Annotated in this window: 12 protein-coding genes; 4 read left to right on the top strand and 8 right to left on the bottom strand. The window is 50.3% G+C overall.

The features are described 5' to 3' along the window. Positions 1-12 precede the first annotated feature (12 nt). Together EYC87_RS00760 and EYC87_RS00755 are read left to right on the top strand one after the other, a co-directional pair. On the top strand, positions 13-3,060 hold the full coding sequence (locus tag EYC87_RS00760) for a ligand-binding sensor domain-containing protein (protein ID WP_279251175.1): 3,048 nt from the start codon (positions 13-15) through the stop codon (positions 3,058-3,060). 121 nt (positions 3,061-3,181) lie between these two features. Continuing rightward, on the top strand, positions 3,182-4,078 hold the full coding sequence (locus tag EYC87_RS00755) for an FAD:protein FMN transferase (RefSeq protein ID WP_279251174.1): 897 nt from the start codon (positions 3,182-3,184) through the stop codon (positions 4,076-4,078). 5 nt (positions 4,079-4,083) lie between these two features. Here EYC87_RS00755 and EYC87_RS00750 read toward each other — a convergent pair whose 3' ends face one another. Further along, positions 4,084-4,842: an enoyl-CoA hydratase/isomerase family protein gene (locus tag EYC87_RS00750; protein ID WP_279251173.1), complete on the bottom strand. Its 759-nt coding sequence runs from the start codon at positions 4,840-4,842 to the stop codon at positions 4,084-4,086. 127 nt (positions 4,843-4,969) lie between these two features. Between EYC87_RS00750 and EYC87_RS00745 the strand changes: the two genes are divergently transcribed. Beyond that, on the top strand, positions 4,970-5,554 hold the full coding sequence (locus EYC87_RS00745; protein WP_279251172.1) for a DNA-3-methyladenine glycosylase I: 585 nt from the start codon (positions 4,970-4,972) through the stop codon (positions 5,552-5,554). Positions 5,555-5,561: 7 nt separating this feature from the next. Then, entirely contained in the window at positions 5,562-6,917 is a 1,356-nt protein-coding gene (locus EYC87_RS00740) for an MATE family efflux transporter (RefSeq protein ID WP_279251171.1), read from the top strand. On the opposite strand, the gene EYC87_RS00735 is transcribed toward EYC87_RS00740, so the two are convergent. From EYC87_RS00735 to EYC87_RS00705, 7 genes are all read right to left on the bottom strand, one after another. Continuing rightward, a complete protein-coding gene (locus EYC87_RS00735; protein WP_279251170.1) occupies positions 6,914-7,621 on the bottom strand; it encodes a histidine phosphatase family protein in 708 nt (235 codons plus the stop codon). The two genes, EYC87_RS00740 and EYC87_RS00735, sit on opposite strands and share 4 nt — an antisense overlap. Next, positions 7,621-9,348 carry a bifunctional isocitrate dehydrogenase kinase/phosphatase gene (gene aceK, locus EYC87_RS00730; protein ID WP_279251169.1) on the bottom strand — a complete coding sequence of 576 codons (1,728 nt, stop codon included), beginning with the start codon at positions 9,346-9,348 and terminating at the stop codon, positions 7,621-7,623. The genes EYC87_RS00735 and aceK overlap by 1 nt, the downstream gene beginning before the upstream one ends. A 20-nt stretch (positions 9,349-9,368) precedes the next feature. Then, complete coding sequence (locus EYC87_RS00725; protein WP_279251168.1) at positions 9,369-10,160, bottom strand: SDR family oxidoreductase; 792 nt, start codon at positions 10,158-10,160, stop codon at positions 9,369-9,371. Beyond that, on the bottom strand, positions 10,160-11,200 hold the full coding sequence (locus tag EYC87_RS00720) for an LLM class F420-dependent oxidoreductase (RefSeq protein WP_007230354.1): 1,041 nt from the start codon (positions 11,198-11,200) through the stop codon (positions 10,160-10,162). Before EYC87_RS00720 ends, EYC87_RS00725 begins: the two co-directional genes overlap by 1 nt. A 62-nt stretch (positions 11,201-11,262) precedes the next feature. Then, complete coding sequence (locus tag EYC87_RS00715) at positions 11,263-12,399, bottom strand: acyl-CoA dehydrogenase family protein (protein ID WP_279251167.1); 1,137 nt, start codon at positions 12,397-12,399, stop codon at positions 11,263-11,265. Positions 12,400-12,419: 20 nt separating this feature from the next. Further along, complete coding sequence (locus EYC87_RS00710; protein ID WP_279251166.1) at positions 12,420-13,607, bottom strand: acyl-CoA dehydrogenase family protein; 1,188 nt, start codon at positions 13,605-13,607, stop codon at positions 12,420-12,422. Positions 13,608-13,746: 139 nt separating this feature from the next. After that, positions 13,747-14,757: a glycosyltransferase gene (locus EYC87_RS00705; RefSeq protein WP_279251165.1), complete on the bottom strand. Its 1,011-nt coding sequence runs from the start codon at positions 14,755-14,757 to the stop codon at positions 13,747-13,749. Positions 14,758-14,772 lie beyond the last annotated feature (15 nt).

The raw sequence follows: 14,772 nt of genomic DNA, 5'->3' as shown, positions 1-14,772 counted from the left end.
TCGACCAAAAAAGTGAAGTTCTCGGCGATTCCGCGCCAAGCCCTCATACTTCTGTTTTTCTTATTCACAGCAGGCTCTCACAGTTCTTTGGCTGAAGTTAAAACTCAGCTTCACTCATCGCCTCTATCGTCAATGATTCATGGGAAAACAATCACCGCCATGTTTACTGATGAGTCTGAGCACCTTTGGATAGGCACCCAAACAGGGCTGTACCACCTCGACGGCGCAAGTGTTCATACATATTCCGCTTCAAGGAGGGCTAAATTCAGATTACCGGCGTCTGATATACGAGGAATTTCTGAGGATTCAAGGGGAAATCTGGTAGTAGCTACATATGGCGGAGGCCTCGTAGCGTGGAACGACCATCTTGGAGGTTTCCAAAGTGCAGACCACAGCCAATTAACGAGCGTCGATTATCTGACCGGCATTACCAGAGACGTATATGGCAACTTTATACTTCACTCCTCATCCAAAACATTGATCGCCAACGGCACTTTGAGCGATGTGCAAGATCTCACGACAGTGTTTTCAGAAATACCAATCACAAAATCGAATACTCTTTCACTGGCTTTACCAAACGGTTCGATCATTGTTTATTCCGCTGGTCAGCTGTATCTCGCTAACATCTCCCTTAAAACCAGCAAACGCATTCCTATTGATCTTAGAGCCCACAATATATCTTTGTTAAAAAGCATCAACGATCAGACTGCAATTATTGGAACAGAGCGAGGAGAGCTACTAACAATCGATCCTAAAAATTGGGTTGTTATCAGCCAAGGCACTGTCGACGCGAACAGGAAGGTTACAGTAACTGATGCTGTCGAATACCGCGGCCAGTTTTGGATTGCTAGCGATCACGGCCTATATACGGCAAATAATTTGTTAGAGATTACTGCGCACTACGGCCGAGAAAATTCAGAGATTGCCAGCAATCATGTCACCACGCTTCACAAAATTGACACCAGGCTTATGATCGGGACATACAGCGGGCTAGACCAAGCAAAACCGACATTTTTTGAGCTGATGACCTCGAGAAATAGTAATGTATACAACGACGTTATGGCCATTGAAGAAGGTCCCAGCGGAGCCATTTGGGTCGGCACATTCGATGGTGTATTTAGGTACGATACTAAGACTGAGAAACACATAAAGCTCGAAAGTAACTCAGAAACATACCTTCCTGATGAAAGGGCAACGTCAATTGAAGCAACGAGTGACCATATTTGGATTGGATTTTGGAAAAATGGGATAGCCATAGTCGATCCACATAGTGGAGAGACACAGCCGTTTCCCTACGAAGAACTCTCAGATGTTTCAGTTACTAAGATTCTTCAGATTGATGAAGAAGATATTTGGATTGCTACTTATGATCATGGGATTGTGCGGGTGTCTGACAAAAAAGTTTTCAGGTACCCGGGGCTAGAGGATCGTTCCGTAATTGCATTATGCCTTTCTCCTACAGGAGACTTTTATCTGCTAACGGAAAAATCTATTTTTCTGTATGAGCGCGAATCGGATAAATTCCTAGAAACAGAAATTTCCTATCCGGAGGGTTTTAACGAGATTTTTTTGCTAACGATCAACGCAGACAATACACAAAGAATTCTACTAGGCACCAAAGATCATGGGGTATTTGAACTTCATAAAAAAGAATCAAGCGAACTATCATTTATAGCAGAACCTTTTAGTTCAGAGTCTTTGCTTGCTGCAAGTTCCATCTATGGGATTTTGTCAGATGAAAATTCAAATCTTTGGTTGTCGACAAGCATTGGAATTGTTCATCTATCAGAAACGGGCATCCTAATTTCTAAATATGGAGAGACAGACGGACTCCAAGGAAACGACTTTAGTTTTGGAGCGTATCTTAGAACAGCGGACGGAAGAATTTTTTTCGGCGGGCCGAATGGATACAACATATTTCATCCGGAAAATGTCTCAATAAACCCAACACAACCACAGCTCACAATACCTCTAATAGAGATCGTTAACGGTGAAGTTGCCCTCTACACTAATATTCAAAATCGATCTGAAATCCACCTGAGAGACCAGAGCCGAAGTATAGTTATTACGCTTGGACTGCTAGATTTCGCCAACCCAGACCAAAACCGCTACACCCATATTTTGGAAGGCCTCGATTCGGGCTGGGTTGATGATGGCACTAATAATAAAATTACCTATGCCAATCTTCGGCCTGGTGACTATGTGTTTCGCGCGAGAGGCGCAAACTCTGCAGGCATTTGGAGCGATGATGGTGTTTCCCTGAGAATACAGGTGCTCCCGCCCTGGTGGTTGACGTGGTGGGCATATTGTCTTTACAGCGCTATCTTATTAATTGCTATCTGGGGTGCCATGCGTATTTATCGCGAGCATCTGTTAAAGGAAGAAGCTATCAAAAATGCGGGTGAAATGCTGGATGCTGCAGATCGGGCACGTGACGATTTACAAGAAAGTCACGAGCTGCAGGACAATCTCGTTCGCGCTGTTCACCAGCACAATGTTGCAACTCTGGATTTAGTCGGAAAATATCTCGGTCCTGCAGAAGTCGCCGGCGAAAGCCGGCCGAAGGTACTCGGGCAATTGAAGGCAATGGAGCTGCTGGAGAAGTGCTTTTACTTTCAAGGCGGTTTGTTAATGGCAGACGTTCACACTTATGTCGATAGCCTGACAAACTACCTGCTTGACCTCACCCCCGTTGATCCAGCGAAAATCACTACCATTAATCTGACTACCTCGGAGCTTCTCCCGGCAACAATTGCCTCCCCCGCTGCTGTCATACTGTATGAGCTACTTGAGAATTCACTATTACACGCGTTTACTGACGATCGAGCGGCTCAATTTATCGAAATAGACGCTAAAGTTGATCGCTCAATGCATGATCAACGTATCTTACTTTTATCCGTATCCGATGATGGCGTTGGACTGTCTGCAACACAGTCTGAACGATCTCAGAACAAGGCGGGGCTCCAAATTGTACGGTCACTCGCAGATTCTATGGGCGGTGCAGTGACCGTCAGCCAAAATGATGGTTCTCAGTTTCATGTTTCTTTACCAATGCCATAAGTTTCCAATCAGATTCGTGACGCAGATTGGCTTAGTAGCGTTGCCATATACCGACTCTCCCAATAATATAGGCGTCACTTAACACAAACTCGACCGTCACCCGGGAGTAGTCGGCCACATCATGATGCACAGGAAACGTATTCACTGCTTTGGTAGCTCCTGTCAGTTAACTATCGATACTCTTCCCGGTGAGGCTGATGCGCTGGTAAGTATTGCCACAGCTGAGCTTTCCCGCCTCGAACACAAATTTAGTGCTTTCAACGCAGATAGCCTGATCAGTAAAATTAATCAGTCTGCAGGAACCGGTTGCTACACGGCGCTCGACCCAGAAGCGCTTAGCCTTTTCGATTTTGTTACCGCGCTCTGGGAAGAAAGCAGCCACATATTCGATCCAACCACTCGCTTGCTACTCAATTGCTACGACGACGATGGCCGGCTGAAGGCGACCGATTCTCAGGTTAAAGCCATGCTTCACCTGGTGGGTTGGTCCCAGTTGGAGCTGACTCATCAGGGCGCTCTGCTTCCCCAGAAAGGCATGCTGCTGGATTTGAACAGCTGCATTCGTCCATATGCGATAGATTCGGTACGCCGAAAATTGATCAAGGAAGGAATAGAGAACGCCATGATTGAGATGGCTCAGGACGCCGTCACAATCGGCAAACAGTTTGACGGTGCCAACTGGTTACTCGGACTGCGTCATCCGTTTGGAAATCGCACCGCCATTAATCGGATCAAGCTCAACGGAAAAGGCTTTGCGATGCGGGGAGATTTTGAACGCCGAACACGATTTAACGATGAAAACTTCGGCCGGGGTCTTAGCCCGATCGACGGCTACCCTATTCCCGGCATGCTCAGTGTCAGTGTTGTTGCAGACAGCTGCCTGGAAGCCTGTGGCGCGTCCAGTGTAGCCAGACTCAAGACTGAGAAGGCTGCGATTAACTGGCTGGAAAACCTGGGCCTGCCCTGGATGGCTATAGACCGTGAGCTTCGCTGTCATGGGCCGCTGGCACCAAAATAAGTGTACTACGCCCCCTGGAAGCGCGGTTGACGCTTTTCCCGTTGCGCAGCAAACCCTTCCTGCAAATCCTCTGAACTCGAACACCTATCGGATAGCTCCCGCGCCTCATCCATATCGATGCCTCCAGCAGCCGCTTGCTGCAAAATTTGCTTCATTGACTTAACCGCCAGTGGTGCGAGGCCCGCGATATGCTGCGCCAGTTTATCCGTCATCTGCCCCCTTTGGGCCGGCAGCACCAGGTGGTCGAGAAAGCCAATCTCCAGCATAGCGTCGGCGCTAAACTCCTCTGATGCCACTAATATGCGCTTTGCAAGGTTTACACCCAGGCGTTCGACAAAGCGGTTGATCCCGCTAATGGGATAGCACAGGCCGATAGCGGCAGCTGGAACCCGCATACGACTGCCTTCAATCCCAACCCGAAAATCACAGCTCAGTGCCAACTCAACGCCGCCGCCAAATACATTGCCATTGAGTGATGCGATTGTTGGTACCGATAATGCCGCTAATTGATCAGTGGTGGCCTGAAAGCAGTCACCGCTAATTTTTCCAGCACCGAGTTCGGCAAGCGATGCACCCGCGCAAAAGGTTTTTTCCCCGGCGCCGGTCACTATCAGAACACGAACTTCACTACTCATCTCTACGGCGCTCAAATAGTCCTGTATTGCCTCTAGCTCACCCTGCCCTAGCGAGTTGTGACGAGCAGGGTTATTTAATGTCAGGCGACCTATGTGTCCGGTTTGTTCATACAAAACTGTATCGGTCATAACTGGTCCTAGTTCAATTGATTCATTGAGTCTGGCACAAGCGAACCCCCGCTTCCAGTTCAACCACGTGGCTAGACAATGAACAAGCTCGACCCCATACTCGCTCTTCCGAGACAAGGAGTGCCTCATGGCCAAGACCCGTTGCACATGGTGTGGCACCGACCCGCTTTATATGCAATATCACGATGAAGAGTGGGGAGTGCCGGTATGGGATGACCAAACCTTATTCGAATTTCTGATTCTGGAAGGCGCTCAAGCCGGCCTTTCCTGGATTACAGTACTGAAGAAGCGCGAGGCCTATCGCAAGCTGTTCGATCACTTCAACGCCAATAAAGTGGCGCGCTATACCGACAACAAGCTGGAAAAGCTCTTGCTGAACCCCGCTATAATCCGCAATCGACTAAAAGTGTTTGGCGCACGTAAGAACGCCATCGCGTTTTTGGAAGTACAGGCCGAGAAAGGCAGCTTTGCTAGCTATATCTGGGACTTTGTTGACGGCACACCTATGCAGAACCAGTGGAAGTCCATGTCTCAGGTACCGGCGACCACCGATATTTCTGACGCGTTAAGCAAAGACATGAAGAAGCGAGGATTTACCTTTGTCGGCTCTACCATCATGTACGCCCACATGCAGGCCACAGGTATGGTAAACGACCATACAGGCGACTGCTTCCGTCATAGGGAATGCAAATCCCTGTCCACTAAGCACTAGCCCTCACATGAACGATCAAACCGGACAAATCTCTTCCACCAGCCGCAGGGTATGGCAGCTTGCGTGGCCCACGATTATCTCTAACCTGCTGTTCACCACAGTGGGCTTTGCCCATATCAAGATCGTCTCCGGGCTGGGAAACAGCGCGGTGGCGGCGGTTACCAGCGGGCATCGAATTTTTTTCCTGATTCAAGCGGTACTGATGGGGCTTTCAATAGCGACCACAGCTATGGTTGCCCGTAGCTGGGGGGCCAAGCGCATCGCCGAAGCTGAAATAGTCACCTGGACCTCAATTGCCCTTGGATTGTTGCTTGGCCTGGTGCTTTCGCTTCCTGCGCTTCTGATGCCAGAGGCTGTCGCCAGTATGTTCGGACTTGACGAAGAAACCACCCGCAAAACAGCCAGCTTCATTTTTTGGCTCGGTGTTTTCAACTTGTTCTCGGCGCTGAACATGCTTTTGGCCACATCATTGCGCGCAACCGGTGATGTCATCACCCCCCTCTGGTTTTTATTGTTCAGCTCCATGTTTAATATTCTGTTTGGCTACCTACTGGCCCATGGTGTCGCCGGATTACCCGCCATGGGTGTGTCAGGGGTCGCCCTTGGAGGTAGTTTCGCTAGCGCAATGGTCACCTGCGTATTCGCGGCGGTATGGTGGCGCGGCAAGTTTACGATAAAAGCCTTGAAGCAGTGGCGCATAGACCTGCCAACTGCCCGTCAATTAGTCAGCATCGGTGCTCCCTCTGTTTTAGAGCAGGGTTTCGTTCAGGTGGCATTTCTGGCTTTTTTCGCTATCGTTGGCCAGTACGGTACGTCCCCCTACGCCGCTTATGGCATTGGCATCAGTATTGTGTCGTTTTCAATTGTCATTGGGTTTGGCTTTGGCATCGCAGCCGCTACGCTAGTAGGACAGCAGTTAGGTGCAGGCAACCCCGAATTAGCCATGAAAGCAGGATGGAGAGGACTGCGCATGGCTATAGTGGCCATGTCTATCTTCTCAGTACTAATGGCAATTTATGCCAAAGAACTTGCGAGCTTTATGATCGATGATGAAGAAACCGTGCAGCTAACGGTTCTGTTCATCTACATCATTGCCATCGCGCAGCCAATCATGGCGGTAGATATTACTCTGTCGGGCGCCCTTCGTGGAGCTGGCGACACTCGCTTTCCTTTGTTAGCAACCGTATGCGGCATCATTTTTGGCCGCCTGCTACCAGCATTGGCTTTCTTCAAGCTGGGATTGTCTGTCCACTGGATTTTCGCTGTCATGCTATTGGACTACATCATTAAATCCAGCATGCTTCTGCGCCGCTATAAATCGGGAAAGTGGCTGAATCTCAAATTCTCAGGCGCTCCACCCTAGCGATAGCTCACCAGCTCTTCACCGCGCTCCTTACCCAAGAGCTGCAGGAACGACCGGTCGTTAAAGTAAGAAAGAGAAACGTTCTCGCCAGAGTAAAAAAGCTGGGTGACCGAGCAATTAAATACAGGCTCATAAAACTGATAGGTTTGAGTACCACCTAAACCGAGCACATGGGCTACAAGCGTCGCTATGGTGCCGCCTGACGTAAAAATACCAATCGTTTTCCCACTACCTTCTCGGCTCATGACCTCAGCCAGCGCAGCCTGTGCCATGCCTGAGTACTCATCCCATGACTGTATTCCATAGGCGCTGCAGTCATTACTCACCCAGTAGTTGAACACTGCCTCGATCAGTTTCTGGTAATGCTTACTGTTGGAAAGACCCGTTTTCAACAGTTGCTTGAGGGCTGGATTCTGCTCGGCCACAATGGGCGTTAGATGCTCTACCTGCTCATCGTTGCGAATTTCGTTAAAGCGGGGATCAACATGATGCGCAATGTCGCCGTCAAGTTCCTTACAGGCTCTCTCGCAGGTTTCTCTTTGACGCCAAAGGTCTCCGCTGTAGGCTGCGTCCAAGCTGACACCGGCCCTAGCCAGGTACTGCCCGGTCCGCGTTGCCTGCAGCTGCCCAAGTTCAGATAACTGATCGTAGTTCGCCGAACCAAACGACGCTTGTCCGTGTCGTATAAGATAAATTGTCGCCATCAGGCAGCCTCTCCCCTTTCAAATCTAATTTTTCGGCGGTAGGGAAAGAAACTTTCCACGTAGCCGCTGCGAACCTGTTCCTGCAACCCCTGCCAGAATGAGGCCTCGTACAAATCACTGTGAATTGCGTCGAACGCCTCTCGTGCACGCTGGTTGCCGGAAAAAAACAAACGAAACTCTTCCGGGAAAATATCGTTAGGGCCAACCATATACCATGGCTGACTGGCCATTTCTTCGGCTTCGGTGCGTGGCTCGGGGATGATGCGAAAATTACACTCTGTCAAAGGTTGAATTTCGTCATAGTCATAAAACACCACTCGTCCATGACGCGTAACACCGAAGTTTTTTAACAGCATGTCACCGGGAAAAATATTCGCTGCAGCCAATTGTTTGATGGCATTGCCGTACTCGTCTATTACATCCAACACCTGCTCATCAGTGGCATTCTGTAAATACAAGTTAAGCGGAATCATCCTTCGCTCGACATAAACATGTTTGATGATCAAGGCCTTGCCATGTTCATCGATCAACGAAGGTGCGACTTTGTACAACTCGTCTATCAACTCGTCGGAAAAACGTTCCCTGGCAAAAGCGAGATTAGTGAATTCCTGAGTATCGGCCATACGCCCGGCGCGATCCCAGCGTTTCACCAGGGCATACTTGGCCTTGACCTGTTCTCGCGTCATATCTTTGGGTGGGGTAAACCGATCTTTAATAATCTTGAACACAAAGTCATATGACGGCATCGTAAATACGCTCATCACCATGCCTTTAATGCCCGGGGCAATAATAAACTGATCACTGGTGCTCGTCATATGCCGATAGGCACAGCGGTGATAGTAAGTTTTACCGTGCTTGTTATAACCCATGGCACTGTAAATTTCAGATATAGGCTTGGCTGGCATCAACTGCTGCAAAAACAACACATAAGCCGATGGAATGCTCGCGTCTACCAAAAAATAAGAACGCGTAAAACTGAACACCACGCTGACCTTGTCAGCCCCAAAGAGCACGGTGTCCACGTAAACCGCATCCTGCTCATTATGAAGTACAGGCAGAACAAAGGGCATAGACTGCTCGCCACTGACGATACGGCCTACAATGTAGGCGCCCTTGTTACGAAAAAAATGATGCTCCAGTACCTCAAGACGCATATTTTCACCGTCGAGGTCGAACCGTGGGCGCAGGTAGGTGTCGGCCACAATCCTAATACTGGCAACATCACGCTCTAAATTTTCGTAAGGAATGTCAAACGCGTAATCCCCAAGCATTTGAGTGATCGCAGCATCTATCGACTTGCCGAGTGGGTAGGTTCGATAAACCTTGCTCACGTCTGCAGGGGGAATATCGCCGTGCGACGAAAAAACAAAGGCGTAGTCATTACGAATTTTTCGGTGCTTGAAAACCGCGCAAAACACTGAGTTGAAAAACGTTTCGGCGATTTCAAAGTTATTGTGCCCTGCTATCATCCCCGCATAAATTTCCCGAACTTCTCTCCAGAACTCAAAGTCCTTCAGGTACTCACCTGCAATCAACTCCACGTACTGAATAATCTCGGAGGTTTTTTCCTTACGCAGGTCAATACGACGGCGTGACGATTCCTGTAAACCGTGCCAGTCGGAATTTTCAAAGCGGGTTTTTGCCGCCAGGGTAATATTCTGGAATTCAGCGAAGAAGGCCTCAAAGCCGTTAAGAATTGTTCTGGCGAACCGATCCTTGCGTTCCAACTTTGAGAACCTCGTTTAAATCAAACAGTGGGCACGCCCATGTTGCGACGCAGTTTACGCATGCCGCCCAACCACCGATCGTAGTCCCGGGCTTTGTTCTGGCGATACGCTTCAACTTCTTCATGCGGCAAAATCAAAAATCGTTCTTCGGCCAAACCTTTAATAACTTCATCGGCAACGGCTTCGGGTGTTAACACTCCGTCTACGCCTGCAGTGCCACCATCGCCGTTGTCGCCAATCATACGAGTGGCTACTGCCTGTGGGCATAACGCAGATACGCCAATACCATCGTCAGCGTGGGTGATTGCCAGCGATTCAGCAAAGCCGATTGCAGCGTGTTTGGTCGTTGAGTAAGCCGCATCGCCGATTTGATTGAGAAGACCGGCAGCTGAAACGGTATTGAGGAAATACCCTTTGCCACGCGCCAGCATACCGGGAAGACATGCTCGCGCGGCAAAGACATGTGACATCACATGAATGTCCCACATGGCTTGCCAGGTTTCGTTGGCAGCTGAGGTAGCCCACCAGGGTTCACCGTCCAAAGCGATGATGCCGGCATTACTGCAAAACAAATCGATGCCACCATGGTCGGCCTCAACCTTGGCAACCATCGCTGCAAGCGCACTTTCATCGCGTACATCAACACCAAATGCGTCCCCTCCCAGAGTCAGGGCAACACTTTGGGCGTTACTTTCTTCGAGGTCGGCAACAACAACCTTGCGAGCGCCTCCAGCGTGAAAGCGCTCGCAAAGCGCACGTCCAATACCATTAGCGCCGCCGGTGACTACAATAACCTTACCGGCGACATCCATCAGAGCATTTCCTCGGCGAACAACTCAAGTACCGCGGGATCGTGCACGCCCAGTAGCATCGTGCCGACCTGTCCTTTCTTACCCGCCTCTTTCCAGGCTCCAAGGCGTTCCCGAATGCGGTCTTTAGGACCAACCAGCGCGACCTCATCCAGCAGCTCTCGGGGCACCTCAGCGCAGGCTTCAGCTTGCTTGCCAGACAGATACAGGTCCTGAATCTTATCCGCTGCCTCGCCGTAACCTAAACGTGTGGTGTAATCGTGATAGAAGTTTTTACCTTTAGCGCCCATTCCACCAATGTAGAGCGCCAGCCAGGGACGCAGGGAATCAAATGCCGCATCAAGATCATCATTCATCGCTACCGATACGAAAGGCGCAATGTCAAAGTTATCAAGACCCTTGCCATTGCCCGCTTTGGCAAAGCCGGTTTCCAGATGATCGCCTATGATGTCGTACTTGTTCGGATCCATCCACACTGGGAATACACCATCAGCCACTTCACCGGCACAGCGCAATCCGGCTGGAGTGATAGACGCGGTGTAAATAGGAATATCAGAATTGCCTTCCAAGATCGATTTCAGCGGCTTGCCAAGCCCAGTCGTGCCTTCACTCTTATTGGGCATCTGGTACATGTTGCCGTCGAACTCCACGGGACCTTCACGCGCCATAATCGCACGCATGATTTTGATGTACTCGCGGGTACGTGTCACTGGTTTGCCGTAGGGCACCCCATGCCAGCCTTCAACAACCTGGGGGCCAGAGGCGCCCAAACCTGCAATAAACCGACCGCCGGATAGCTGATCCAGGGACATGGTTGTCATTGCGGCCATAGCCGGTGTTCGCGCGGGCATTTGCATGATGGCGGTACCGACCCGAATCTTCTCTGTTTGCGCCAATACCCAGCTAGCCGCGGTAATCGCGTCATTGCCATAGGCCTCTGCGGTCCAGACCGAATCAAAGCCCAAAGATTCTGCATGCTTGATCAGATCCATTGGAATGTTAATTTTTTTGCCGGAGTAGCCCAGCAGAAAGCCCAGTTTCATTGTATCTCTCCTAAAGGGAGCTCCCCCACCCGTTGCTGGCCGGGGAGCGTAATTGTGCTTGGTTAGTTATAGCGTAGTGCGTTGAACTTTGCCTGATGATAATCGCCATTACCAAAAGTGGTGTTAATCATCATCAATCGCTTGGCATAGTGACCAATATCCAGTTCGTCGGTAATACCCATGCCCCCGTGAAGCTGAATAGCTTCGCCAAAGATGTGTTTGCCGGCTTTGTCCACCATCATCCTTAACGCATGAATCGCCTGATCTTCGTCTTCCTGGTCATCGGTAAGCGCACAAACCGCTCGATACAGCATTGATTTAGTTTGCTCATAGCTGATGAAGGTATCAACCATACGATGCTGCAACGCCTGGAACTTGCCAATGGCCACGCCAAACTGCTCTCGAGTTCGGGCATACTCCGCGGTTTTGGCATTTAGCTGAGCCATGATTCCCAGCGCCTCAGCAGAAAGCGCGAGGTTAGCATCACGAGCAACGGCATTAATCAGCGCATGACCGCCGTCGAGCTCGCCAACAAGGTCGTCTGCAGCAACCTGCACATCCTTAAACACGATATTGGAGACGCGTTGTCCGTCCATCATTCGATAGCTGACACTTTCAATGCCCTCGGCATCTGCAGCAACCAAAAACAGACTAATGCCCTGTTCATCGCTCTGCTCGCCGCTGGTGCGAGCCGACACGATCAGTTGATCTGCGTTCATACCATTAAAAACAACAACCTTTTCACCGTTCAGTGCGTAGCCACCGTCGTTGGCTGTAGCAGTCGTCAGCACGTCGCTAGTCTCGAAACGACTTTGGCGCTCGAGATAAGCAAAGGCACCTAAACTACTGCCGTCGATAATAGAGGGGATGCGAGCTTCCTGTTGCCGTGCACTGCCACCCTTTTGCAACAGGCCTCCGTAGAGAAGCACGGTTGCCAAATAGGGTTCCAGCACCAGGCCCTTGCCCAGCTCTTCCATCACCACCATAACATCGAGGGGACCACCGCCGAACCCACCGTGCTCTTCGGCAAACGGAATAGAAAGCCAGCCCAGTTCAGCAAAGGTTTGCCATTTGGCCCGGTCAATACCCGTCTCGGAGCCAGCAATGGCGACCCGCGTTTCCCAATCGTAATCATCCTGCACGTAGCGCGCGACGCTGTCGCGCAACATGACCTGTTCTTCTGAGAATTCAAAATTCATCTGTCATTACTCCCTGCGCGTTAGAGACCGAGAACGGCCTTGGCGATGATGTTTTTTTGGACCTCATTGGATCCGCCGTAAATGGTCGCCGCGCGCCCATACATGAAGCTGGTGAAGGCTCCCGGACCAAACTCATGCCCCAACACCTCTGAATCTGGAGCGCCCTTGGGTAGCACGCCCTGGAAGTAGGCCGCCACGTCCATGGTCAGTTCCTGAACCGCTTGCTGGATTTCGGTGCCGGTGATTTTCAGCATTGATGACTCCGCGCCGGGAGCGCCGCCAGACGCCAACGAGGCCAGCACTCGTAATTCAGTGAACTCCAGCGCCATCAAGTCCAGTTCAAGATCGGACAAACGCTTCTGGAACAGGGGCTCGTCAATCAACCGTGTTCCGCCGTTTACTTCCGCGCTGGCAAACTTCTTGATCAGGTCTACTCCGCGTTTGGAGTCTGCGACACCGGCAATCGCCGTGCGCTCGTGTGCCAGCAGCGCCTTGGCGTAGGTCCAGCCTTTGTTTTCATCACCAATACGATTCGCAACCGGCACCCGCACGTCTTTGAACTCCACTTCGTTGAGACTGTGGTGACCGTCTATGGAAACAATTGGATTCACCTTGATGCCAGGCGAGTGCATGTCGATTAACAAAAAGCTGATGCCTTCCTGCTTCTTGCCCTCGGTACTGGTGCGCACCAGACAGAATATCCAGTCAGCAAACTGCGCATAAGTAGTCCAGATCTTGGCGCCGTTAATAACGTAGTCGTCACCATCGCGCACCGCGCGGGTTTTCAGCGAAGCGAGGTCAGAACCCGAGCCTGGCTCTGAGTAGCCCTGGCACCACCACTCGTCGCTTGCGAGAATTTTGGGCAGGAAGCGTTCCTTCTGCTCATCGGTGCCGAATTCGTAGAGTACCGGGCCAACCATCTTCAGGCCAAAGGGGCTCACATCGCCTATGCCACGACTGGCTCGTTCTGTTTCGAAAATGAAGGCTTTGGATGCGTCCCACCCTGTACCACCGTGTTCTACCGGCCAACCGGGTGCTATCCAGCCACGCTCAAACAATCTTTTTTGCCATTCAATGATGGCGGGCTGAAACACAGCGGGGTCTGAGTCAGACAGACGAGATTCGATATCTTTGTCAAAAGCTGAATCAAAGAACGCTGCTACTTCATCGCGAAAAGCGATGTCTTCCGGGGCGAAAGCGGTATCCACTGCTTTTCCTCCTTTACTGAGTGATTAAATGTCAAAAATAGCCATGTATTTAGGCCGATCGCTACCGTATATCGCGACTCTGATGTGCACAATGTTGACAGGTCTCACAAAAATTGACCCCAGAGGTCGCTATAAATAATCATCCCGTTTGTTCTCGGAGGTAACGGATGTTGTGTTCCAGGCTTATCCGTACTTTCGGATCAGGAATACCCAGCTGAATCGCTTCTTCAAGCAGGTCAGCCGCAAAGCCGGGGTTGCCGCGCTTGACAGCCAGATTGGCAAAATTTATGCAAAGATTTGCCCGCCGATAGCCCGCTTTATAAAGTTGCTCGAAGCCTGAATACGCGCCATCAAAATCACCTGCCAAATAGCGCGCTGATGCCTGCGCTTCTTGGCTTTCCTCAACCTCCCACCCGAGTTCGATGGCACGATCGTAGTATGCAATCGCTCTATCAAAGTCTTTGAGATAATGCATTCGTATTGAGGCCGCAGTTCCATACAGACGCCCTGACGAGTCGCTATCCAGGTCCAACTCCATCAAACGCAGGTAGTTTAGTTGACGCTTTTTCTTTGGGTTATTGGGACTTTCGTCTCCGTGGTGATGGATGAGTATATCAACAACCTGAGAACGGCCCGCTGTCAGGGACCTGTCCACTATTTCATGCACATGCCCTGCGTAGCGAATACCGGGAACATTGCAAAACAGACGGGCTATATTATGGACTTTGTAGCCTGAAAAATTTCGAGTGTAGGCGCTTTTTTCTTGAATTGGTTGCCAACCACTCCCAAAAGATTCAAAGCTATAATTACGCTCCGTTAGAAAGAACGCCTCTTGATCGGTACTCTGAATTAACGTTCGTATCTCTGCCCAATGCCGCGGCTCGATAACTTCGTCGGCATCAAGAACAATAATCCAGTCACCTGTGGCTTTATCAATCGACAAATTGCGTGCAGCAGAAAAGTCATCTTGCCATTCAAAATCATATATTTTGTCAGTGTATAAAGCGGCAATCGACTTGGTGTCATCATTGGAACCTGTGTCCACAATAATGATTTCATCGACATACTCGGCCGATTGCTCCAAGCATTTTGGCAGGAAGTAGGACTCGTTCTTTACGATCATGCACAACGAGAGACGTAAATCAGCCATCGAACTAAATCCGGG

Source organism: Candidatus Seongchinamella marina (assembly GCF_026262685.1).
In the GTDB taxonomy this organism is placed as follows: domain Bacteria; phylum Pseudomonadota; class Gammaproteobacteria; order Pseudomonadales; family Halieaceae; genus Halioglobus; species Halioglobus marinus.
This window is presented reverse-complemented; position numbering and strand designations above follow the sequence as displayed.

Excerpts from the sequence above, each read along its gene's own strand:
- EYC87_RS00745 (WP_279251172.1), top strand. The coding sequence starts at position 4,970 with ATGGCCAAGACCCGTTGCACATGGTGTGGCACCGACCCGCTTTATATG.
- EYC87_RS00735 (WP_279251170.1), bottom strand. The coding sequence starts at position 7,621 with ATGGCGACAATTTATCTTATACGACACGGACAAGCGTCGTTTGGTTCG.
- EYC87_RS00715 (WP_279251167.1), bottom strand. The coding sequence starts at position 12,399 with ATGAATTTTGAATTCTCAGAAGAACAGGTCATGTTGCGCGACAGCGTC.
- EYC87_RS00740 (WP_279251171.1), top strand. The coding sequence starts at position 5,562 with ATGAACGATCAAACCGGACAAATCTCTTCCACCAGCCGCAGGGTATGG.
- EYC87_RS00705 (WP_279251165.1), bottom strand. The coding sequence starts at position 14,757 with ATGGCTGATTTACGTCTCTCGTTGTGCATGATCGTAAAGAACGAGTCC.
- EYC87_RS00720 (WP_007230354.1), bottom strand. The coding sequence starts at position 11,200 with ATGAAACTGGGCTTTCTGCTGGGCTACTCCGGCAAAAAAATTAACATT.
- EYC87_RS00750 (WP_279251173.1), bottom strand. The coding sequence starts at position 4,842 with ATGACCGATACAGTTTTGTATGAACAAACCGGACACATAGGTCGCCTG.
- EYC87_RS00755 (WP_279251174.1), top strand. The coding sequence starts at position 3,182 with ATGATGCACAGGAAACGTATTCACTGCTTTGGTAGCTCCTGTCAGTTA.
- EYC87_RS00725 (WP_279251168.1), bottom strand. The coding sequence starts at position 10,160 with ATGGATGTCGCCGGTAAGGTTATTGTAGTCACCGGCGGCGCTAATGGT.